The organism is Streptomyces roseicoloratus (genome assembly GCF_004117935.1).
Classification (GTDB): Bacteria; Actinomycetota; Actinomycetes; order Streptomycetales; family Streptomycetaceae; genus Streptomyces; species Streptomyces roseicoloratus.
In genome coordinates this window covers 39,186-59,008 of record NZ_SDOY01000152.1, presented here as the reverse complement: position 1 = coordinate 59,008, position 19,823 = coordinate 39,186, and the positions used below count along the sequence as shown (strand labels likewise).

The 19,823-nt window shown below is 72.6% G+C and carries 17 protein-coding genes; 6 read left to right on the top strand and 11 right to left on the bottom strand.

The window, feature by feature from the left end:
* The first annotated feature begins 58 nt into the window (after positions 1–58).
* Positions 59–1,081 carry an endonuclease/exonuclease/phosphatase family protein gene (locus ESG85_RS26085; protein WP_128983341.1) on the top strand — a complete coding sequence of 341 codons (1,023 nt, stop codon included), beginning with the start codon at positions 59–61 and terminating at the stop codon, positions 1,079–1,081.
* Positions 1,082–1,127: 46 nt separating this feature from the next.
* Here the strand turns inward: ESG85_RS26085 and ESG85_RS26080 are convergent, their stop codons facing one another.
* On the bottom strand, positions 1,128–2,897 hold the full coding sequence (locus ESG85_RS26080) for an NAD+ synthase (RefSeq protein WP_128983339.1): 1,770 nt from the start codon (positions 2,895–2,897) through the stop codon (positions 1,128–1,130).
* A gap of 354 nt (positions 2,898–3,251) precedes the next feature.
* On the opposite strand from ESG85_RS26080, the gene ESG85_RS26075 reads away from it, so the two are divergent.
* Positions 3,252–4,340, top strand: a complete 1,089-nt coding sequence (locus tag ESG85_RS26075; RefSeq protein ID WP_128983337.1) for an alpha/beta fold hydrolase — start codon at positions 3,252–3,254, stop codon at positions 4,338–4,340.
* Between the two features lie 249 nt (positions 4,341–4,589).
* Here ESG85_RS26075 and ESG85_RS26070 read toward each other — a convergent pair whose 3' ends face one another.
* The 4 genes from ESG85_RS26070 to ESG85_RS26055 form a co-directional block, all read right to left on the bottom strand.
* Positions 4,590–5,009 carry a CBS domain-containing protein gene (locus ESG85_RS26070; RefSeq protein ID WP_128983335.1) on the bottom strand — a complete coding sequence of 140 codons (420 nt, stop codon included), beginning with the start codon at positions 5,007–5,009 and terminating at the stop codon, positions 4,590–4,592.
* 176 nt (positions 5,010–5,185) lie between these two features.
* Positions 5,186–5,809, bottom strand: a complete 624-nt coding sequence (locus tag ESG85_RS26065) for a DUF305 domain-containing protein (RefSeq protein ID WP_181019115.1) — start codon at positions 5,807–5,809, stop codon at positions 5,186–5,188.
* Positions 5,806–6,480 (bottom strand): thioredoxin-like domain-containing protein, encoded by a 675-nt coding sequence (locus tag ESG85_RS26060; protein ID WP_128983333.1) that lies wholly within the window; start codon positions 6,478–6,480, stop codon positions 5,806–5,808. The genes ESG85_RS26065 and ESG85_RS26060 overlap by 4 nt, the downstream gene beginning before the upstream one ends.
* 76 nt (positions 6,481–6,556) lie before the next feature.
* The gene (locus ESG85_RS26055) at positions 6,557–6,895 is read right to left on the bottom strand and encodes a hypothetical protein (RefSeq protein WP_246095285.1); all 339 of its coding nucleotides are present in this window, start codon (positions 6,893–6,895) and stop codon (positions 6,557–6,559) included.
* 313 nt (positions 6,896–7,208) lie between these two features.
* Here ESG85_RS26055 and ESG85_RS26050 point away from each other — a divergent pair, with 313 nt between their 5' ends.
* The gene (locus ESG85_RS26050) at positions 7,209–8,570 is read left to right on the top strand and encodes a glutamine synthetase family protein (protein ID WP_128983329.1); all 1,362 of its coding nucleotides are present in this window, start codon (positions 7,209–7,211) and stop codon (positions 8,568–8,570) included.
* Between the two features lie 84 nt (positions 8,571–8,654).
* Here ESG85_RS26050 and ESG85_RS26045 read toward each other — a convergent pair whose 3' ends face one another.
* Positions 8,655–9,074, bottom strand: a complete 420-nt coding sequence (locus tag ESG85_RS26045; protein ID WP_128983327.1) for a proteinase inhibitor I36 SMPI — start codon at positions 9,072–9,074, stop codon at positions 8,655–8,657.
* Between the two features lie 165 nt (positions 9,075–9,239).
* Positions 9,240–10,226: a LuxR C-terminal-related transcriptional regulator gene (locus tag ESG85_RS26040; RefSeq protein ID WP_128983325.1), complete on the bottom strand. Its 987-nt coding sequence runs from the start codon at positions 10,224–10,226 to the stop codon at positions 9,240–9,242.
* Between the two features lie 170 nt (positions 10,227–10,396).
* On the opposite strand from ESG85_RS26040, the gene ESG85_RS26035 reads away from it, so the two are divergent.
* Positions 10,397–10,900 (top strand): GNAT family N-acetyltransferase, encoded by a 504-nt coding sequence (locus tag ESG85_RS26035; RefSeq protein WP_128983323.1) that lies wholly within the window; start codon positions 10,397–10,399, stop codon positions 10,898–10,900.
* 39 nt (positions 10,901–10,939) lie between these two features.
* Here the strand turns inward: ESG85_RS26035 and ESG85_RS26030 are convergent, their stop codons facing one another.
* Positions 10,940–11,371: a VOC family protein gene (locus tag ESG85_RS26030; RefSeq protein ID WP_128983321.1), complete on the bottom strand. Its 432-nt coding sequence runs from the start codon at positions 11,369–11,371 to the stop codon at positions 10,940–10,942.
* Positions 11,372–11,857: 486 nt separating this feature from the next.
* Between ESG85_RS26030 and ESG85_RS26020 the strand changes: the two genes are divergently transcribed.
* A complete protein-coding gene (locus ESG85_RS26020) occupies positions 11,858–14,860 on the top strand; it encodes a bifunctional [glutamine synthetase] adenylyltransferase/[glutamine synthetase]-adenylyl-L-tyrosine phosphorylase (protein WP_128983320.1) in 3,003 nt (1,000 codons plus the stop codon).
* 113 nt (positions 14,861–14,973) lie between these two features.
* On the opposite strand, the gene ESG85_RS26015 is transcribed toward ESG85_RS26020, so the two are convergent.
* From ESG85_RS26015 to ESG85_RS26005, 3 genes are all read right to left on the bottom strand, one after another.
* Positions 14,974–15,813 carry a DUF4344 domain-containing metallopeptidase gene (locus ESG85_RS26015; protein ID WP_128983318.1) on the bottom strand — a complete coding sequence of 280 codons (840 nt, stop codon included), beginning with the start codon at positions 15,811–15,813 and terminating at the stop codon, positions 14,974–14,976.
* A gap of 247 nt (positions 15,814–16,060) precedes the next feature.
* A complete protein-coding gene (locus tag ESG85_RS26010; RefSeq protein ID WP_128983316.1) occupies positions 16,061–17,020 on the bottom strand; it encodes a phosphatase PAP2 family protein in 960 nt (319 codons plus the stop codon).
* Between the two features lie 145 nt (positions 17,021–17,165).
* A complete protein-coding gene (locus ESG85_RS26005) occupies positions 17,166–18,206 on the bottom strand; it encodes a LacI family DNA-binding transcriptional regulator (RefSeq protein WP_181019114.1) in 1,041 nt (346 codons plus the stop codon).
* A 304-nt stretch (positions 18,207–18,510) separates the two neighbouring features.
* Between ESG85_RS26005 and ESG85_RS26000 the strand changes: the two genes are divergently transcribed.
* Positions 18,511–19,788, top strand: a complete 1,278-nt coding sequence (locus ESG85_RS26000) for an extracellular solute-binding protein (protein WP_128983311.1) — start codon at positions 18,511–18,513, stop codon at positions 19,786–19,788.
* Positions 19,789–19,823 lie beyond the last annotated feature (35 nt).

Genomic DNA, 19,823 nt, shown 5'->3' with positions numbered 1-19,823 from the left:
GGCCTAGGGTCGACACCGGGTCGCACGGCAAGGCGGCAAGGCAGTGAGGACGACGGCGATGGCGCGGGTGGACATGACGGGGACCGAGCACGGCGGAGCGGGAACCGAGCGCTCCGGCTCACGGTTCCGAACCGCCCTGGAGCGTCTGCGCGGTGACCGCGGCATCTGGCGCCGGGGCATCGTGCTCGCGCTGTGCGCCGTCCTGCTGGCCCTGGTGATGGGCCTTCACTCCGACATCCCCAACCGGATCGGCAACCTCGGCAGCCTGAGCGAGACCTTCCTGCCCTGGTTCGGCCTGTTGGTGCCGGTGCTGTTCGTCCTCGCCGTGCTGCGGCGCTCGGCGACCGCGCTCATCGCGCTCGTCCTGCCGGCCGTCGTCTGGCTCGATCTCTTCGGCGGGCTGGTCGTCGACAAGTCGCAGACCGGCGGCGACCTCACCGTGGTCACCCACAACGTGAACGCCGACAACCCCGATCCCGAGGGCACGGCCCGTCAGATCGCCGCCTCCGGAGCCGACGTGGTGGCCCTGGAGGAACTCAAGGGCGAGGTGGTCCCGGCGTACGAACGGGTCCTCGCCGACACGTACAAGCACCACTCGGTGCAGGGCACGGTCGGCCTGTGGAGCAAGTACCCGCTGCGGGACGCCGCGCCCGTCGACATCCGCATGGGCTGGACCCGCGCCATGCGGGCCACGGTCGCCGCGCCGGCGGGCGAGGTGGCCGTGTACGTCGCCCACCTCCCCTCCGTACGCGTCAGGCTGAACGCCGGATTCACCGCCAACCAGCGCGACGACAGCGCCAACGCCCTCGGCGAGGCCATCGCGCGCGACCCGCACCGGCGGATCGTCCTGCTCGGCGACCTCAACGGCACGATGAACGACCGCGCCCTCAACGGCGTCACCTCCCAGCTCCGCTCCACCCAGGGCGCGGCGGGCGACGGCTTCGGCTTCAGCTGGCCGGCGTCCTTCCCGATGGCCCGCATCGACCAGATCCTGGTCCGCGGCATGGAGCCGCTGTCCTCCTGGACCCTGCCGGAAACGCGCAGCGACCACCTTCCGGTGGCCGCCCGCGTCAAGCTCTGACCCGCTCCTCGGCGGCCCTCCGCCCGAGAGCGCCCTCGCGCCGTCCCTACGCGGGCGACTCCCGCCAGCGGTTGGTGACGGGGAGCCGGCGGTCCTTGCCGAAGCCCTTCGCGGAGATCTTCGTGCCCGGCGGGTACTGCCGGCGCTTGTACTCGGCCAGGTCGACCATGCGCAGCGTCCGGGTCACCAGGTCCGGGTCGAAGCCGGCGGCCACCAGTTCGTCCTTGCCCCGGTCGCGGTCGACGTACAGCTCGAGGATCCGGTCGAGGACGTCGTAGTCGGGCAGGGAGTCCGTGTCGACCTGGCCGGGGCGTAGTTCGGCGCTCGGCGGCTTGGAGATCGAGTTCTCCGGGATCGGCGGGGTCTGGCCGCGTTCCTCGGCGGCCCGGTTGCGCCAGCGGGCGAGCCGGAACACCCAGGTCTTGTAGACGTCCTTGATCGGCCCGAAGGCGCCCACCGAGTCCCCGTACAGGGTCGAGTAGCCCACCGCGAGCTCGGACTTGTTGCCGGGCGCGAGGACCAGGTGGCCCTCCTGGTTGGACAGCGCCATCAGCAGCGTGCCGCGCAGCCGCGCCTGCAGGTTCTCCTCGGCGAGTCCGGTGAGGCCCAGGGAGCCCATGTAGGCGTCGAACATCGGCTCGATCGAGATCGTGCGGAAGTCCAGCCCGGTGCGCCGGGCCAGCTCGGCGGCGTCGCCGCGCGAGTGGTCCGAGGAGTATGCGGACGGCATGGACACGCCGTGCACGTTCGCGGCGCCGAGCGCGTCGCAGGCGATGGCGGCGACCAGGGCCGAGTCGATGCCGCCGGACAGGCCGATGAGCACCGAGCGGAAGCCGTTCTTGTTCACGTACGCGCGCAGGCCGACGACCAGGGCCGAGTAGACCTCCTCGTCGTCGTCGAGCCGTTCCGCGTAGCCGCCCGTCACCTCGGGCTCGTAGGCGGGCAGGGGTTCCTCGGAGAGCACGACCCGGTCGATCCGCAGTCCGTCGTCGACCACGGTGCCGTTCGCGGGCGCCTCCGCGAGCGGCAGCGCCGCCGGCAGGTCGAGGTCCACGACCACGCAGCCCTCGGTGAACTGCGGGGCGCGCGCGATCACTTCGCCGGCCGCGTCCACGACGATCGAGTCGCCGTCGAAGACCAGGTCGTCCTGACCACCCGTCATGGCCAGGTACGCGGTGGTGCAGCCGGCCTCCTGGGCCCGCTTGCGGACCAGTTCGAGCCGGGTGTCGTCCTTGTTCCGCTCGTACGGCGAGGCGTTGACCGACAGCAGCAGGCCGGCCCGGGCGCTGCGGGCCGCCGGCACCCGGCCGCCCTCCTGCCACAGGTCCTCGCAGATCGCGAGGGCCACGTCCACGCCGTGGACGCGGAGGACGGGCATCGTGTCGCCCTGGACGAAGTAGCGGAACTCGTCGAAGACCCCGTAGTTGGGCAGGTGGTGCTTGGCGAAGCGCAGCACCACGTCGCCGCGGTGCAGCACCGCCGCCGCGTTCTCGGGCGACCCGGCGGGCCGCCCGAGCCGCGGCACGGCGCGGTCGGAGCGGTCGAGGTAGCCGACGACCACCGGGAGTTCGCCGAGTCCCTCGTCCGCGAGCCGCCGCGCGAGCGCCCGCAGGGCGGCCCGCGAGGCCTCGACGAACGAGGGGCGCAGCGCCAGGTCCTCGACGGGGTAGCCGGTCAGCGTCATCTCGGGGAACGCGACGAGGTGCGCGCCCTGTCCGGCCGCGTGCCGGGTCCAGTGGACGACGGCCTCGGCGTTACCGGCGAGATCGCCGACGGTCGAGTCGATCTGATTCAGAGCGAGGCGTAGTTGAGGCACGCCCCCAGTTTATCGTCAATCCGACGCTATGTCGTGGCGGGCGAGGGAACCCGCTTCCCGGGCGTGCCCCCGGCGGCCGCGCCTTCGGACCGCTTCGTCGGACCGGTCCAGGTCTGGGCCTCGTGCTCCAGAAGGGTCGGGCCGGCCGCACCCGCAGCTCTCCGGCGGCCCGGCCAGGGCGTCTGGGCGCGGGCAGCGAGCGGGTGAAGTCGGACGCACGGCCGGCCACGGCCGGGAACCCACGGCCGCGCCCTGACGTTCGGTCCTCGCGGGCTCGGTGGGACGGGGAGTTGTCCGGGCAGGCACCGGAGCCGTCGTGAGCGCCGGGAAGACGACCAGGAAGCGGGACGCACGGTGACCTTCGAACGCACCCCAGGCCGGACCTTCGTACGGATCGGGAGCGTCGCCCACCACGTCGTCGTCGACGGGACCGGGCCGGTGTGCGTGCTCGCCGCCGGGCTCGGCATGAGCTGGTTCGACTGGGACCCCGTGGTCCCCCTGCTCACCCCGCACCGCACCGTCGTCCGCTTCGACCGCCCCGGCCACGGCCTCTCGCAGCCCTCCGCCGTCCCGAGCACCGCGGCGGGGGAGGCCGACCGGATCGCCGCCGTCCTCGACGCCGTCGTCGAGGCGGGCCTCGTCACCGACCGGGCCGCCGCCGGCGGCGGCGCGGCTGCCGGTCGGGATGCCGGTCGGGATGTCGGTCGGGATGCCGGTCCGGAGGTCGGTCGGGATGTCGGTCCAGACGTCGGCCCGGAAGCCGGCCTGGCCGCCGACGGCGCGGATGCCGACGGCGCGGATGCCGGCCGCCCGGACGTCGGCCCGGATGCCGGCCTCGACGGGAAGGCGGTACGGGCCGGCGGCGCCGGCCCCGGCCGCGCGCCCGTCACCGTCGTCGGGCACTCGATCGCCGGCTTCCACGCCGAGGCCTTCGCCCGGCTCCACCCCGCCCGTACCGCGGCGCTCGTCCTCGTCGACTCGTCCGTGGAGGAGTCGCCCCGCGCCTCCCGTACGGCTCCCGCGCTCTCCCGCGCGCTCGGCGCGGCCCTGTGCGCCGCCGGAATGCCGGCCGCACTGGGGCCCGCCGGCCGCGCGCTGACCGTACGCCTCTCGTCCCACCGCCGGCCCGACCCGTCACCGCCCGCGGAGGTCCGCCGCGTCTACCGCACCTCTCGCGCGCTGCGCGGCACCCTCGACGAGAACGCCCGCTACGGCGCCGTCGCCGCCGAACTGCTCGCCCTGCGCGAGCGCGCGCCGCTGCCGCCGGGCCTTCCGGTCACCGTCCTCGCCGCGCCCGACGGCTCGGCCCGCTGGGAGCGCCGTCAGCGCGCGCTGGCCCGGCGGCTCGGCGCCCGCTACGAGGCGGCCGAGCCGTCGGGCCATCTGGTCATGCTGGACCGCCCGGACGCGATCGCCCGGGCGGTCCTCGACGCGGGGCGCTGAGGGCGGCGCGGCAGCGGGGGCGGCGCGACGCCGAGCCACGCCGTGGAGCGCGGCACCGACGGCGGCGCGTCTCAGCGGGGCCGGGCGCGGTCGGGCCGCGGGGCCGGGCGTGGCCAGGCCGCCGTCAGGTCGCGGGTCCGGGCGCGGTCAGGCCGCCGTCAGGCCGCGGGGCCGGGCGCGGTCAGGCCGCGGTCAGGCCGCGGGACCGGGCGTGGCCAGGCCGCCGTCAGGCCGCGGGTCCGGCCGTCGTCAGGACGTCGCGTAGACGCTCTCGCAGAAGGCCTTCAGCTGGTCGTCCGTCAGGTGCTGGGCCAGATCGGCCTCGCTGATCATGCCCACCAGCCGCTTGTTGTCGATCACCGGCAGCCGCCGGATCTGGTGGCCCTGCATCTCCTGCAGGACCGCGCCCACGTCCGCGCCCGCGTCGATCCAGCGCGGGGTGCCCTTGGCCATCTCGCCGCACGTGATCCTGGCGGGGTCGTGGCCCATGGCCACGCAGCCGACCACGATGTCGCGGTCCGTGAGGATGCCGCAGAGCCGTTCGTTCTCGTCGGCGATGGGCAGCGCGCCGACGTCGAGGTCGCGCATCAGCTGGGCGGCTCGGTCGAGCGTCTCGTGTGCCGGGACCCACTGGGCCCCCTCGTGCATGATGTCCCTGGCCGTGGTCATGGGGTGCGTACCTTTCGTAGAACGTCGCCGTGAAGCGGTCGTACGTACGGGTCCCCGAGCGCTCTCATTCTCCGTTCACGACGCGGCCCCCGCGACCTCAGGGCAGGTGCGCAAGCGCGCACGCCCGGGTCGCGGGGGCCGTCGCCGGGACACCGTCCCGGACACCGTCGCGGCGGCTACGCGCCGCGTGCCTTCAACATGTCCGCCATCAGCCTGATCTCGGACTCCTGGGCGTCCACCATGCCCTGTGCGAGATCCCGCTCGACGCCCGGCGCGCAGCGCTCCACACAGCCCTGGGCCATGTGGACGCCGCCCTTGTGGTGCTCGGTCATCAGCTTCAGGTAGAGCACCTCGGCCTCGCGGCCCGAGGCCTCGCGCAGCTGCTCGATCTCGGCCCGGGTCGCCATGCCCGGCATCAGCTCGCCGTCCTCGCCGCCGAGGTCCGTGCCCATGCCCATCCACGTCATCGGCGGCACGCCGGACTGCACCTTCGGCAGCCCCCACAGGTCGAGCCAGCCCAGCATCATGCCGCGCTGGTTGGCCTGGGTGTTGGCGATGTCGTACGCGAGGCGGCGGACCTCCTCGTCCTTCGTCCGGTCCCGGACGACGAACGACATCTCGACGGCCTGCTGGTGGTGGACGGCCATGTCACGGGCGAAGCCCGCGTCGGCCGACTGCGCCGTCGGCGTGCGCGGTGCGTCGTCCCGGTCGGCGGAGGCGACGGTGACCGCGCCGCCGGCGAACAGCACCGCCAGGGCCACGGCGGTCACGGACGCCCACTGCGTCCGGTTCAGCCTCACTGGCCCATCCCGGCGCCGCCCAGACCGGCGGCGTCCACGCCACCGGTGCAGGCCGCGCCCGGCTCGGGCGTCTGCGGGCCGTTGACGTACTTGGTGAAGAAGGCGTCGACGCGCGGGTCGTCCGCCCCGTCCACGGTCACCTGCTTGCCCCAGGCGCTCAGCATGATCGCGCCGGACTGGTTGTCCACCGGGCTCATCAGCGAGTACGGGGTCTTCTTGACCTTGGCCTTCAGCTTGTCCAGGTCACCGGCGGCGGCCTTCTTGCTGTACGTCACCCACACCGCGCCGTGCTCCAGGGAGTGCACGGCGTTGGTGTCGCTGACCGGCTTGTCGTAGACGTCGCCGTTGCAGTTCTGCCAGATCGGGTGGTGGTCGCCGCCGACCGGCGGGGTCATCTTGTACGTCACCGGCGTCTTGACGTGGTTGCGGGTCAGCTTCTTGGCGTCCCAGGACTTCTCGCCCTCGATGGGGGCCTTGGCGGCGGCCTCCTGCTGCTCCTGCTTGGTGTTCTCCTTGTTGATCACCCAGCCGCCGAAGCCGACGAGGCCGAGTACGACCACGGCGCTGATGCCGACGGTGAGGATGCGGTTGCGGCGCTCGCGGGCCTGCTCGGCGCGGCGCATCTCCTCTATCCGGGCGCGGCGGTCGGCGGTGGTGGAACGGTTCGCCATGGTGATGTCGTCCTTCTGAAGTGAGAAAAAGCGGGGGGTTGCGGAACGGAACGGACGTGACGGAAGGCCCGGCCGCTCACGTCCGCAGGACTTGAAGGACGTGGAGGTCCGGCGCACGGGGCCCGGCGCCGGAGAGGAGCGCCCCGCCGTCGGCGGGCGAGGCCTCCGGGCGCGTGAGCCGTCCCTCCGCCTGCAGCGGCGGATCGAGCGGCGGCGCGCTGAGCACGGCGGGGGAGAGCGCCGGGAAGAGGGAGCAGTCGCCCCGTTCGTACGGGCAGGCGTACTGGACGTAGCGATCGGCCGGGGCCGCGTGCGGGGCCGCCCGCTCGTGCTCGTGCCGCTCGGCCGGGTCGCCGACGCTCAGACAGAGGAAGAGCGCGCCGAGGAGCGTCGCCACGGCACTCGCCAGTGCCACGGGACGCGGGTTCCGGGACGGGCGTGTACGCCGTGGACCCCCCATGGGCGCAGATCGTAGTGCCAGAAGGCGGGCCGTGGGCCGAACGGGGTACCAGTCGTACCGCTCGGTACCGGCGCCCGCCGGGCGGACGGCCGGAAGCCGCCGGACGACCACCGCTTTTCGGCCGTTCCCCCGTTACCTGTGTCACAGCGGAGCAGGCAGTATGGGTGTGCAACGTGCACGAAACCATGTGGTGGGATGCTCAGGCGCCCCCCCGAAGTGCTCGAGGCGGTGGGAGCAGGCGGCCTGACCAGCGAGGATGGGTGTGGAAATGGACAAGCAGCAGGAATTTGTGCTCCGTACGCTCGAGGAGCGCGACATCCGCTTCGTGCGTCTGTGGTTCACCGACGTGCTCGGCTTCCTGAAGTCGGTCGCGGTCGCGCCCGCCGAGCTGGAGCAGGCCTTCGACGAGGGCATCGGCTTCGACGGCTCCGCGATCGAGGGCTTCGCCCGCGTGTACGAGTCCGACATGATCGCCAAGCCGGACCCGGGCACCTTCCAGATCCTGCCCTGGCGCGCCGAGGCCCCGGGCACGGCCCGGATGTTCTGCGACATCCTCATGCCGGACGGCTCGCCGTCCTTCGCCGACCCGCGCTACGTCCTGAAGCGCGCCCTTGCCAAGACCTCGGACCTGGGCTTCACCTTCTACACCCACCCCGAGATCGAGTTCTTCCTCCTGAAGGACAAGCCGCTGGACGGCACCCGCCCGACCCCGGCGGACAACTCGGGCTACTTCGACCACACCCCGCAGAACGTCGGCATGGACTTCCGCCGCCAGGCCATCACCATGCTGGAGTCGATGGGCATCTCGGTCGAGTTCTCCCACCACGAGGGCGCGCCGGGCCAGCAGGAGATCGACCTGCGCTACGCGGACGCGCTCTCGACGGCCGACAACATCATGACCTTCCGCCTGGTCATGAAGCAGGTCGCGCTCGAGCAGGGCGTCCAGGCCACCTTCATGCCGAAGCCGTTCTCCGAGTACCCCGGCTCGGGCATGCACACCCATCTGTCCCTCTTCGAGGGCGACCGCAACGCCTTCTACGAGAGCGGCGCCGAGTACCAGCTGTCGAAGGTCGGCCGCTCCTTCATCGCGGGCCTGCTCCGGCACGCCGCCGAGACCGCCGCGGTCACCAACCAGTGGGTCAACTCCTACAAGCGCATCTGGGGCGGCTCGGGCCGCACCGCCGGCTCGGGCGGCGAGGCCCCCGCGTACATCTGCTGGGGCCACAACAACCGCTCCGCGCTGATCCGCGTACCCATGTACAAGCCGGGCAAGATGGGCTCCTCCCGCGTCGAGGTCCGCTCCATCGACTCGGGCGCCAACCCCTACCTCACCTACGCCGTCCTCCTCGCCGCCGGCCTGAAGGGCATCGAGGAGGGCTACGAACTCCCGGCCGGCGCCGACGACGACGTCTGGGCCCTCAGCGACGCCGAACGCCGCGCGATGGGCATCGAGCCCCTCCCGCAGAACCTCGGCGAGGCGATCACCCTCATGGAACGCAGCGAACTGGTCGCGGAGACCCTGGGCGAGCACGTCTTCGACTTCTTCCTGCGCAACAAGAAGCAGGAGTGGGAGGAGTACCGCTCCGAGGTCACGGCCTTCGAGCTGCGCAAGAACCTGCCGGTGCTGTAAGCGCTGCGGAAACGGCGCCGACCGCCGGGGGAAACGGCGCCGACCGCCGGCGGGGCAGGCGGTCGGCGGTGCACCGGTGGTGCGTCAGGAGACGAGCAGGATGTTGGGGTTGCCGCCGCCGGTGCAGACGGCGCCGCGCATGCCGTAGAAGGCCACCGAAGTGGTGTTGCTGCTGAAGCCGCCGGAGTAGATGGGCGACTCGGGACGGTACGCCTTGTAGATGTCGCTCCAGTAGTAGACGTCGACCTTGACCGGCAGGTTGTTCACGTACGACTTGATGCCGTTGTAGAAGCCGGTCTCGCCGTAGTGGCCGAGCGCGATGCAGTTCGTGGCGGTGGTCTTGGACGTGACGTCGATGTCGACGTAGTTCGTGTCCTCGGACAGACACAGCGTGGCGGCGGGGCAGCCGCCCTCTGCCGCCGCGGGCGTCGTCGTCACCGCCGTGCCGGCGGCCGCCAGGGCGAGGGCGGACAGGGCGATGGCCGACTTGCGCTTGAGACTCATGGGAGGTTCCGTTCTCGTCGGTGTGGTGCGGACGTGCGGCGGTCCGTGCGACCGCCGCGACACGAGCTTGCCGATCACCGTGCGGCGGCCACCACGGCGAGCGGTCTGCGGGATCCCGCACTGCGGAAAGCCGCACCCCGGCCGAAGGGCGCGAAAGCGGACGACTCAGGACTCCGGCGGTGTGCGCAGGGCGTCGTTCTCCGCGAGCAGGTACGCCAGGTGGGCCCGGCTGCGGCTGCCCCAGGTGGTCGAGGCCCGGTTGACGTGCGCCGACACGGTCCGGGCGCTCATGCCCAGGCGGGCCGCGATGCTCGCGTCCGTGTGCCCCTGGACCATCAGCCGGAGCACGCTGAGCTGTTTCTCGTCCGCCAGCAGCGGCGGCGTGCTCGCGGGCGTCTCGAACGGCTCGACCGGTTCCGCCGCGTCCCAGATGAGGTCGAAGACACCGGCGAGATACGCGGCGACGGCGGGATGCTCGATCAGCAGCGCGTGGTCGGGGCGCGAGTACCGGTGGTCGGGGATCAGGGCCACGGACCGGTCGTAGAGGATCACCCGGTCGGCCAGCAGATCCGTGGTCCGGAACTGCCCGCCGGCCTTCTGGATGGCCGTCATGAACTCGATCATCGGGCGGTGCCCGCGGACCGTGTGCTGGTAGAGCGTGCGGTGCCGCACCCCACGGGCGATCACGCCCGGCAGCTGCTGCAGTGCCTCCGCGAGCGCGGGCGCGGACCGCGGGCCGCCCGGCTGGATGGCCTGCAGCTCGTGGCGGCATTCGGCGTTGAGTTGGCGCAGCTTCTTGTGGATGACGTCGTTCCCGCGGAGCAACTGCAGAGGCGAGGGCGCGCGCCGCGACTCCTCGCGGTACACCGACTCCACCCCGGCCAGGACCTGCCGGACGGACAGCAGCCTGCTCCGACCCGCCTGCAACTCCTGCTCCAGCGGCTGGACGAGGTGGTGCTCGGCCACGTCCGGCGGCACCGGCACCAGCCGTCCGGGGTCCTCCGGGTGCGGACGGAGCAGTTCGAGGGCGGTCGGACACGGCGGAGGAGGGTCCTTCAGCTCCCCGGACGCGACGGCGGTCCGGTAGACCTCCAGTGCCTCCCGACACAGATCGGGACTCTCCGCCGGACAGCGGTCTTCGCACAGGCGCATCTGGCCCCCCGTGTCGCGTGCGTGAACTCGGCGAGGCCGAGTCTCGTGGCACCGGAGACCCCTTTCCAGGGTGGGGAAGCGCAGGTAATGGGCGTCCTCGCGGCGCCGCGGCCTGCCGGCCGGCCGAAATCGCTTGCCCGCCGCCGCCGGCCCGGCCGACACTGCCGCTCGTGACAGACGTGAAGATCATCGAGACGGCCCGGCTGCGGCTGCTCCCGCTCACCGTCGACGACGCCCGGCGGATCGTCGATGCCGCGCCCGCACCCGGCGACCGCTGGGCCGAGGGGTATCCCGGGGACGGCGACGTCCGGAGTGCCCGCGGCTTCCTGAACGGCGTCGCCGAGCGCGGCGATCCCGGGGCCTACCGGCCGTACGAGATACGGCTCCTGGCCGACGGCGGCACCATCGGCGGGATCGGCTTCCACGGCCCTCCGGACACGGCCGGGGTCGTCACCGTCGGGTACGGACTCGTGCCCGGAGCGCGTGGGCAGGGCTACGCCACCGAGGCGCTGCGCGCGCTGATCGCCCGCGCGCGCGAGGCCGGCGCCACCGCCGTCCGCGGCGACGCCGACCTCGACAACGTCGCCTCCCAGCGGGTCATGGAGGCGGCGGGCATGGCGTACGAGGGCGAGGACGAGAAGGTGCGGAACTACCGGCTGGTGTTCGCCGCGTGACGTCCCGCGTCACGTCTCCCGCGTGACGCCACCGGCGGCTCACCGCTCCGACAGCTCCGAGGGTGCCTCCTGCACCCACCAGCCGTTGCCGTCCGGGTCGCGGAAGGTCAGGAACGAGTTCCAGGTGCCGCCCTTGCCGGCCTCCCAGCCCGACGCGCCCACGTGCATCACCGGCGTCGCGTGCACGCCCGCCGCCAGCAGCCGCTCGCGCGCCGCCTCGATGTCGGTGACGCACAGCTGGAGACCGTGCAGGCTGCCGGGGGCCATCACCCCGGTGCCCGGGAACGGCGGCATGCCTTGGAGGAGGGCGATCGAGCAGCGCGAACCCGGCGGGGTGATCTGCACGATCCGGGTACCGGGCGAGACCTCCTGGTCCAGGTCGACCGTGAAGCCGAGCCGCTCGCCGTAGAACTCCTTGGCCCGGTCCAGGTCGGTGACGGGGACGGTCACCACTTCGAGGGTCCAGTTCATGCCGCCGATTCTGCCGCCGCGACCGGCCCGGCGCCCTCCGGCACGCCAGCGAACCGGTCCGCACCCTCCGGCTCCGCGGGCACACCGGCGAACCGGCCCGGCGCCCTCCGGCACGCCAGCGAACCGGTCCGCACCTTCCGGCTCCGCGGGCACGCCGGCGAACCGGCCCGCGCCCTCCGGCTCCGGTCCGCCCGGGACCCCGTCCGCGCCCTCCGGCTCCGGCCCGCCGGGGACCCCGTCCGCGCCCTCCGGCTCCGCGGGCACACCGGCGAACCGGCCCGCGCCCTCCGGCTCCGGCCCGCCCGGGACCCCGTCCGCGCCCTCCGGCTCCGGCCGGGACCCGCCCCGCCTCCTCCGGCACGCCCTGGGCCCGTCCGCACCCGAGGGCACGCCCGGGACCCGCCCCGCGCTCCCCGGCAGGCCCCTCCGCCCGTTCGCCGGATAGGCTCGGGACCGGGCTTGATCGACCGGTGGAGGAGCGGCGGGATGACGGTGCCGGGACGCAGGAGCAGCACGTTCACCCGGCTGCTGCGACACGGATTCACCGATCCGTCCGCCGCCGAGCGACTGCTCGACCTGGACGGGCTCGCGCCCCTGCGCGGCGACTCCGTGCTCCTCGACGCCCTCGGCGGCACCGCAGATCCCGACCTCGCGCTGCGCGGTCTGGTCCGGCTCGTCGAGGCCCAGCCGGAGGCCGAGCGCTCCGCCCTCACCACCACGCTGCTCTCCGCCAAGCCCTTCCGTGACCGGCTGCTCGGCGTCCTCGGCACCTCCGAGGCGCTCGCCGACCACCTCGCCCGCCACCCGCACGACTGGCAGGCCCTGGTCACCTACGAGGCCGCCGACCTGCACCCGGGCGTCGCCGAGTTCGAGGGCGGGCTCGCCGGGGCGACCGACCCGGTGTCGCTGCGCGTCGCCTACCGCCGCTGCCTGCTGTCCATCGCCGCCCGCGACGTGTGCGGCACCACCGACGTCGCCCAGACCGCCGCCGAACTCGCGGACCTCGCCACCGCCACCCTGCGCGCCGCGCTCCGCCTCGCCCGCGCGGCCGCGCCCGAGGACGCCGCCCAGTGCCGGCTCGCCGTGATCGCCATGGGCAAGTGCGGCGGCAACGAGCTCAACTACGTCTCCGACGTCGACGTCATCTTCGTCGGGGAGGCCACGGACGAGGCCGCCGTCCGGGACGGCGGCGAGGCCAAGGCGCTCCAGGCCGCGACCCGGCTCGCCTCCCACCTCATGCGGATCTGCTCGGAGACCACCGTCGAGGGCAGCATCTGGCCCGTCGACGCCAACCTCCGTCCCGAGGGCCGCAACGGCCCGCTCGTCCGGACCCTGTCCTCCCACCTCGCCTACTACCAGCGCTGGGCCAAGACCTGGGAGTTCCAGGCCCTCCTCAAGGCCCGGCCCGTGGCCGGCGACGCCGACCTCGGCGCCGCGTACATCGACGCCGTCTCCCCGCTGGTCTGGCAGGCCGCCGAGCGCGAGAACTTCGTCCCCGACGTGCAGAAGATGCGCCGCCGCGTCGTCGACAACATCCCCGCCGCGCAGATCGACCGCGAACTCAAGCTCGGCCCCGGCGGCCTGCGCGACGTCGAATTCGCCGTGCAGCTCCTCCAGTTGGTGCACGGCCGCAGCGACGCCTCGCTGCACAGCGGCACCACGCTCGACGCGCTCGCCGCCCTCGCCGCCGGCGGCTACGTCGGCCGCGCCGACGCCGCCCAGCTCGACGACGCCTACCGCTTCCTGCGCGCCATGGAGCACCGCATCCAGCTGTACCGGCTGCGCCGCACCCACCTCGTCCCCGAGGGCGACGAGGACCTGCGCCGCCTCGGCCGCTCCCTCGGCCTGCGCACCGACCCGGTCGCCGAGCTGAACCGCGAGTGGCGGCGGCACGCGGCCGTCGTGCGCCGGCTGCACGAGAAGCTGTTCTACCGGCCGCTCCTCGACGCCGTCGCCCAGCTCGCCCCCGGCGAGATCCGGCTCAGCCCGAAGGCCGCCGGCCAGCGCCTCGAAGCACTCGGCTACGCCGACCCCGCCGCCGCCCTGCGCCACCTGGAGGCACTGTCCTCCGGCGTCAGCCGCAAGGCCGCGATCCAGCGGACGCTGCTGCCGGTGCTGCTCGGCTGGTTCGCCGACTCGGCCGACCCGGACGCCGGACTGCTCGGCTTCCGCAAGGTCTCCGACGCGCTCGGCAAGACGCCCTGGTACCTGCGGCTGCTCCGCGACGAGGGCGCCGCCGCCGAGAACCTCGCCCGGGTCCTTTCCGCCGGCCGCCTCGCGCCCGACCTGCTGCTCCGCGCCCCCGAGGCGGTCGCCATCCTCGGCGACCCCGAGGGCCTGAGGCCGCGCGGCCGGGACCACCTGGAGCAGGAGGTCCTCGCCGCCGTCGGCCGCGCCGACGGCGCCGAGGCCGCGGTCGCGGCGGCCCGCGGGGTGCGCCGCCGGGAACTGTTCCGTACCGCCGCGGCCGACCTCATCGGCTCGTACGGCACCGAGGACAGCCCCAGGGAACCCGACCCCGGCGCCCTGGTCGACCGGGTCGGCCAGGCCGTCACCGACCTCAACGCCGCCACCATCGCGGGCGCGCTGCGCGCCGCCGTCCGCGCCGAATGGGGCGACGAACTCCCGACCCGCTTCGCGGTCATCGGCATGGGCCGCTTCGGCGGACACGAACTCGGCTACGGCTCCGACGCGGACGTGCTGTTCGTGCACGAACCGCGCGAGGGCGTCGACGAACAGGAGGCGGCGCGGGCCGCCAACCAGGTCGTCACCGAGATCCGCCGACTGCTCCAAGTGCCCACCGCCGACCCGCCGTTGCTCATCGACGCCGATCTGCGCCCGGAGGGAAGGAACGGACCGCTCGCCCGCACCCTGAAGTCCTACGAGGCCTACTACCGCCGCTGGTCGCTCGTCTGGGAGAGCCAGGCCCTGCTGCGGGCCGCGCCGATGGCCGGCGACGCGGAGCTCGGGCAGCGGTTCATCGACCTGGTCGACCCGCTGCGCTATCCCGTGGAAGGCCTCGGCGACGAGGCGGTGCGCGAGATCCGCCGGCTCAAGGCCCGCATGGAGACCGAGCGGCTGCCGCGCGGCGCCGACCCGACCCTCCACGCCAAGCTGGGCCGCGGCGGACTGAGCGACGTCGAGTGGACGGTGCAGCTGCTCCAGATGCGGCACGGCTGGGCCGAGCCGGGCCTGCGCACCCCCCGCACCCGCGAGGCCCTGGCCGCCGCCCACGCCGCCGGTCTCATCCCGACGGACGAGGCGCAGATCCTGGACGAGGCCTGGGTACTCGCCACCCGGGTGCGCAACGCGGTGATGCTGGTCCGCGGCCGGCCCGGCGACACCTTCCCGTCCGAGCCGCGCGAACTGGCGGCGGTGGGCCGCTACATGGGCTACGGGCCCGGCCACGTCGGAGAGATGGTGGACGACTACCGCCGGGTCACCCGCCGGGCGCGCGCGGTGATGGAGGAACTCTTCTACGGGGCCTGAGGCCCGCCGGTACGGGGCCTGAGGCCCGCCGGGGCCCTGCGGGTAACGCCGGCGGGGCCGGCGCCCGGCCCCGCCGCCCTCTCACCCCCGCCGCCCCTCGGCCCCGCCGCCCCTCAGGCCGTCTTCAGATACGGCTCCAGCAGGGTGCCCCAGGCCTGGTCGATCTGGTCGAACTCGGCGGGGCAGCGCGCGGCGCGGTCCTCCGGCAGGACCCCGTCCGGGTTCCCGTCGGTCGCCACGACGCCCTGGTAGGCGGCCGGGTCGGAGCCGTAGAGCCAGCAGATGGCGTTGAAGTACCGCTGGGAGTCCAGCGAGTGCTCGTCGGCCGGATCCGCGGCGACGTCGCCCTGCTCGGCGGAGAGGGCGAGCGCGCCCCAGGCCTCGATGGCGCTGACCGCGTACTCCTGGTGCAGCGAGTCACCGGCGAGCAGCAGCGTGGCGAGCTGGTCGGCGGCGTCCTCCTCGCGGCCGGTGATCGGCAGGTCGTAGAGGCTGATCAGGGCGTGGCCGAACTCGTGGAAGACGACGCTGTTGGAGATCCCGATGACGTCGTCGTCGGTGGCCCGGACCCGTTCGGCCTCGCTGCCCTCGGTGTTCAGGTCCGTGAACAGCGACCGGTAGGCGCCGGCGAGCTCGTAGCAGAAGGCGATGGTCTCGCTCTCCGGATCCCAGAACGCGTTCTCCTCGCCGCAGCTCAGGGCGGTCAGGGAGATGTCGCGCGGCAGACCGATCAGGCTGTTGGCGTGCGTGGCCGCGCTCTCCAGGACCTCGTTGGCCTCCAGGAACTGCCGCTCGGCCTCGTCCTCCTCGGTCTCGCCGGGCTCGTACGTCACCACGAGCCCGCCGGGTCCGGGGGCGGCGGCCGCGGCGAGGGCGGCGGGGGAGGGGGAGACGAAGGCCAGCAGGGCCAGAACGGCGAACAGGGCGGCCGCCGCGGTGCGGGGCGTCAGCATCCTTGCCTCCGATCCGGACGCACGGAATCCAGCGGATCCACGGCATCCAGCGGTACGAAGGGCCCCACTGAAAAGCATAGGTCCGCACGGGGTGTTCAGCAGCTTCCGGCCGCCACCGGCCGCCGCCGGTCATCGCCATCCCGTACGGATCGCCATCCCGTACGGATCGCTGTCCCGTACGGATCGCTGTCCCGTACGGATCACAGCCACGGACCGCTCACCCGCCCGGATCACCGGCCGGCACGGATCACCGGCCGGAGCCGACCGGCTCCTCGTCGCGCTCGTCCGATTCCGCTGCCCTCGCGGCCTTCGCGGTGTCCTCCGGGGCGAGCCCCGCCCCCTCGCGCGACCCGTCGTCACCCCGCGTGACGCCCTGCGGCGTCGACGCGGCCGGTTCCACCAGCTTCGGGAGCCGGTGCGGGCGCGAGCCGTACCAGACGTACGAGACGGCGAAGCCGAAGCCGAGGCAGACGATGCCGCCCACCGCGTCCATCCAGAAGTGGTTGGCGGTGGCGACGATGACGACCAGCGTCGCCATCGGGTAGAGCAGGCCGAGGATCCGGGCCCAGGGCGCCTTCGCGAGCAGGAAGATCGTGACGCCGCACCACAGCGACCAGCCGATGTGCATCGACGGCATCGCCGCGTACTGGTTCGACATCTGCTTGAGGTTGCCCGAGGCCATCGAGCCCCAGGTGTGGTGCACGAGCACCGTGTCGATGAAGTTCTGCCCGTTCATCAGCCGCGGCGGCGCCAGCGGGTACAGGTAGTAGCCGACCAGAGCGACGCCCGTGGTGGCGAACAGGACGGTGCGGAACGCGGCGTAACGGCCCGGCTGCCACCGGTACAGCCACACCAGCACACCGATCGTCACGACGAAGTGCAGGGTCGCGTAGTAGTAGTTCATGGACACGATCAGCCATGTCACCGAGTTCACGGCGTGGTTGACGGTGTGCTCGAAGGCCAGGCCGAGCGAGTGCTCGGCCTGCCAGATCCAGTCCGCGTTCTTCAGCGCCTGGGCCTTCTGCTCGGGCACCGCGTTGCGGATGAGCGAGTACAGCCAGTAGCTGACCGCGATGAGCAGGATCTCGAACCAGATCCGCGGCCGCCGCGGCGCCCGGGCGCGCAGACGCGCCCATCGCCCGTCGGCCACGGTGGGTGACGACGGGGTCGTCCGGTTTTCCAAACTCTTCACGGTCGTTTCACCCATAGGAGGAGAGTCTGCCAGATCCCGTCCCCTCGACCGATCATCCTCCAGTCGGGTTCCCGGCGCACCCGGGTCCGTCTCGGGACGGACCCCGTCCCCGGGAGGACGCCCGTCCCCGGGAGGACGCCGTCCCCCGGGACGACGCCCCTCATCCCTGAGCGGGCCGGGGCGCGGCGGCCGGGGCCGAGGCGGTCGAGCCGCGGACCACCAGTTCGGGCATGAACACGAACTCGCTGTGGGGGGCCGGGGTGCCCCCGACCTCCTCCAGGAGCGCCCGTACGGCTGCCTGGCCCATCGCCTGCACCGGCTGCCGGATGGTGGTGAGCGGCGGATCGGTGAACGCTATGAGCGGGGAGTCGTCGAAGCCGACCACCGAGACGTCCTTCGGTACCTGGAGGCCCTGCTGCCGGGCGGCCCTGATGGCGCCGAGGGCCATCATGTCGCTCGCGCAGACGACGGCGGTGCAGCCCTTGGCGATGAGCGCGGAGGCGGCGGCCTGGCCGCCCTCCAGGGTGTAGAGGGAGTGCTGGACGAGTTCCTCGGTCTGCTCGGGGTCGAGGCCGAAGCGGTCCTGCATGCCCTTGCGGAAACCCTCGATCTTGCGCAGCACCGGCACGAAGCGCTTGGGGCCGACGGCGAGGCCGATCCGGGTGTGGCCGAGCGCCGCGAGGTGGGTCACGGCGAGCACCATGGCGGCCCGGTCGTCGGGGGAGACGAAGGGGGCCTGCACCTTGGGGGAGAAGCCGTTGATGAGGACGTAGGGGACGCCCTTGCCGCGCAGCTGGTCGTAGCGGGTGGTGTCGGCCGTGGTGTCGGCGTGCAGCCCGGAGACGAAGATGATGCCGGCCACGCCGCGCTCCACCAGCATGTCGGTGAGCTCGTCCTCCGTGGACCCGCCGGGGGTCTGGGTGGCGAGCACCGGGGTGTATCCCTGCCGGGTGAGGGCCTGCCCGATGACCTGCGCGAGCGCGGGGAAGATCGGGTTGTCCAGTTCGGGGGTTATGAGCCCGACGAGGCCCGCGCTGCGCTGGCGCAGCCGTACGGGACGCTCGTAGCCGAGCACGTCGAGTGCGGCGAGCACGGATTCACGGGTGGCCGCGGCCACACCGGGCTTGCCGTTGAGCACGCGGCTGACTGTGGCTTCACTGACCCCCGCCTGGGCTGCGATGTCGGCGAGCCGCGCGGTCATGGGAGTGGACTGTACCGGTCGGGCGTCGGATTGCCCACCGAACGCGGGTTCCGGCCGTTGCCGTCCGGCTTGCGCAAGTTCTTGCAAGCGGAGTCATGACTCCGGAGCTGTCAAGCGGCCTGTCCGCAACCTTCGGGACACGCGGATGTAACGATCCTCGGGTCTTGCAGAAATTTCCCGCAAGCTCTTTCGGCTCGTTTTCATCCCTGTTACGTTCCTGCCAACCCGGAGCGCCGCGAGGGAGCGGTCGCAATGAGGAAGGTTCCAGCCCCTCGTCCCCCCGGGACCATCTGAAGGAGTTCACATGCGGCGTGGCATAGCGGCCACCGCGCTGGTCGCCGCCCTGGGCGTGACCCTGGCGGCGTGCGGCAGCGACAGCGGTTCGAACGACGGCGGCTCGAAGGGCTCGGGCGAGCTCTCCGGCACCGTCACCTGGTGGGACACCTCCACGGTCGGATCCGAGGACAAGGTCTTCAAGAAGATCGCCGCGGACTTCACCAAGAAGCACCCCAAGGTCACGATCAAGTACGTGAACGTGCCCTTCGGCGATGCGCAGAACAAGTTCAAGAACGCCGCTCAGTCCGGCTCGGGCGCTCCCGACGTGATCCGCTCCGAGGTCGCCTGGACCCCGGACTTCGCGAACCTCGGCTACCTCGCCCCGCTGGACGGCACCGCCGCCCTGAAGGACCAGGACGACTTCCTCAAGCAGGCCGCCGCGTCCACCAAGTACAACGGCAAGACCTACGCCGTGCCGCAGGTCATCGACTCCATGGGCATCTTCTACAACAAGAAGATCTTCAAGGAGGCCGGTGTCGAGGTCCCCAAGAGCATCGACGAGCTGAAGTCCGTCGCCGCCAAGATCAAGCAGAAGACCGGCAAGACCGGCCTGTACCTGCGCGGTGACGACGCCTACTGGTTCCTCTCCTTCCTGTACGGCGAGGGCGGCGACATGGTCAACGCCGACACCAAGACCGTCACGATCGACAACCCGGCCGGCGTCAAGGCCTTCAAGACCGTCAAGGACCTGGTCGACTCCAAGGCCGCGATCACCGACGCGACCAACGGCTGGGACAACATGCAGGCCGCCTTCAAGGACGGCAAGGTCGCGATGATGATCAACGGCCCGTGGGCCGTCGCCGACACCTACACGGGCAAGGAGTTCGCCGACAAGGCGAACCTCGGCATCGCCCCGGTCCCGGCCGGCTCCGCCGCCCAGGGCGCCCCGCAGGGCGGCCACAACCTCGCCGTCTACGCCGGTTCCAAGAACCTGGACGCCTCCTACGCCTTCGTCGAGTACATGAGCTCGACCGAGGTCCAGGCCCAGGTCGCCAAGGAACTGAGCCTGCTCCCGACCCGTACCTCCGCCTACGGCAAGACGGAGGTGGCCACCAACGAGATGATCACCTTCTTCAAGCCGGTCGTGGACAAGGCCGTCGAGCGCCCGTGGATCCCGGAGGGCGGCAGCCTCTTCGCCCCGCTGGTCACCGAGTACACCAAGGTCCTCACCAACCAGAGCACCCCGGAGCAGGGCGCGAAGACCGCGGGCGACTCCTACCGCAAGCTCCTGAAGGACTGGAAGTAACCAACCCCGTGCCGGAGACGGAGCACGAAGGAAGG

Excerpts from the sequence above, each read along its gene's own strand:
- ESG85_RS26085 (WP_128983341.1), top strand. The coding sequence starts at position 59 with ATGGCGCGGGTGGACATGACGGGGACCGAGCACGGCGGAGCGGGAACC.
- ESG85_RS26070 (WP_128983335.1), bottom strand. The coding sequence starts at position 5,009 with ATGACCACGGCCAGGGACATCATGCACGAGGGGGCCCAGTGGGTCCCG.
- ESG85_RS26060 (WP_128983333.1), bottom strand. The coding sequence starts at position 6,480 with ATGGCGAACCGTTCCACCACCGCCGACCGCCGCGCCCGGATAGAGGAG.
- ESG85_RS26050 (WP_128983329.1), top strand. The coding sequence starts at position 7,209 with ATGGACAAGCAGCAGGAATTTGTGCTCCGTACGCTCGAGGAGCGCGAC.
- ESG85_RS26045 (WP_128983327.1), bottom strand. The coding sequence starts at position 9,074 with ATGAGTCTCAAGCGCAAGTCGGCCATCGCCCTGTCCGCCCTCGCCCTG.
- ESG85_RS26040 (WP_128983325.1), bottom strand. The coding sequence starts at position 10,226 with ATGCGCCTGTGCGAAGACCGCTGTCCGGCGGAGAGTCCCGATCTGTGT.
- ESG85_RS26030 (WP_128983321.1), bottom strand. The coding sequence starts at position 11,371 with ATGAACTGGACCCTCGAAGTGGTGACCGTCCCCGTCACCGACCTGGAC.
- ESG85_RS26020 (WP_128983320.1), top strand. The coding sequence starts at position 11,858 with ATGACGGTGCCGGGACGCAGGAGCAGCACGTTCACCCGGCTGCTGCGA.
- ESG85_RS26015 (WP_128983318.1), bottom strand. The coding sequence starts at position 15,813 with ATGCTGACGCCCCGCACCGCGGCGGCCGCCCTGTTCGCCGTTCTGGCC.
- ESG85_RS26010 (WP_128983316.1), bottom strand. The coding sequence starts at position 17,020 with ATGGGTGAAACGACCGTGAAGAGTTTGGAAAACCGGACGACCCCGTCG.
- ESG85_RS26005 (WP_181019114.1), bottom strand. The coding sequence starts at position 18,206 with ATGACCGCGCGGCTCGCCGACATCGCAGCCCAGGCGGGGGTCAGTGAA.
- ESG85_RS26000 (WP_128983311.1), top strand. The coding sequence starts at position 18,511 with ATGCGGCGTGGCATAGCGGCCACCGCGCTGGTCGCCGCCCTGGGCGTG.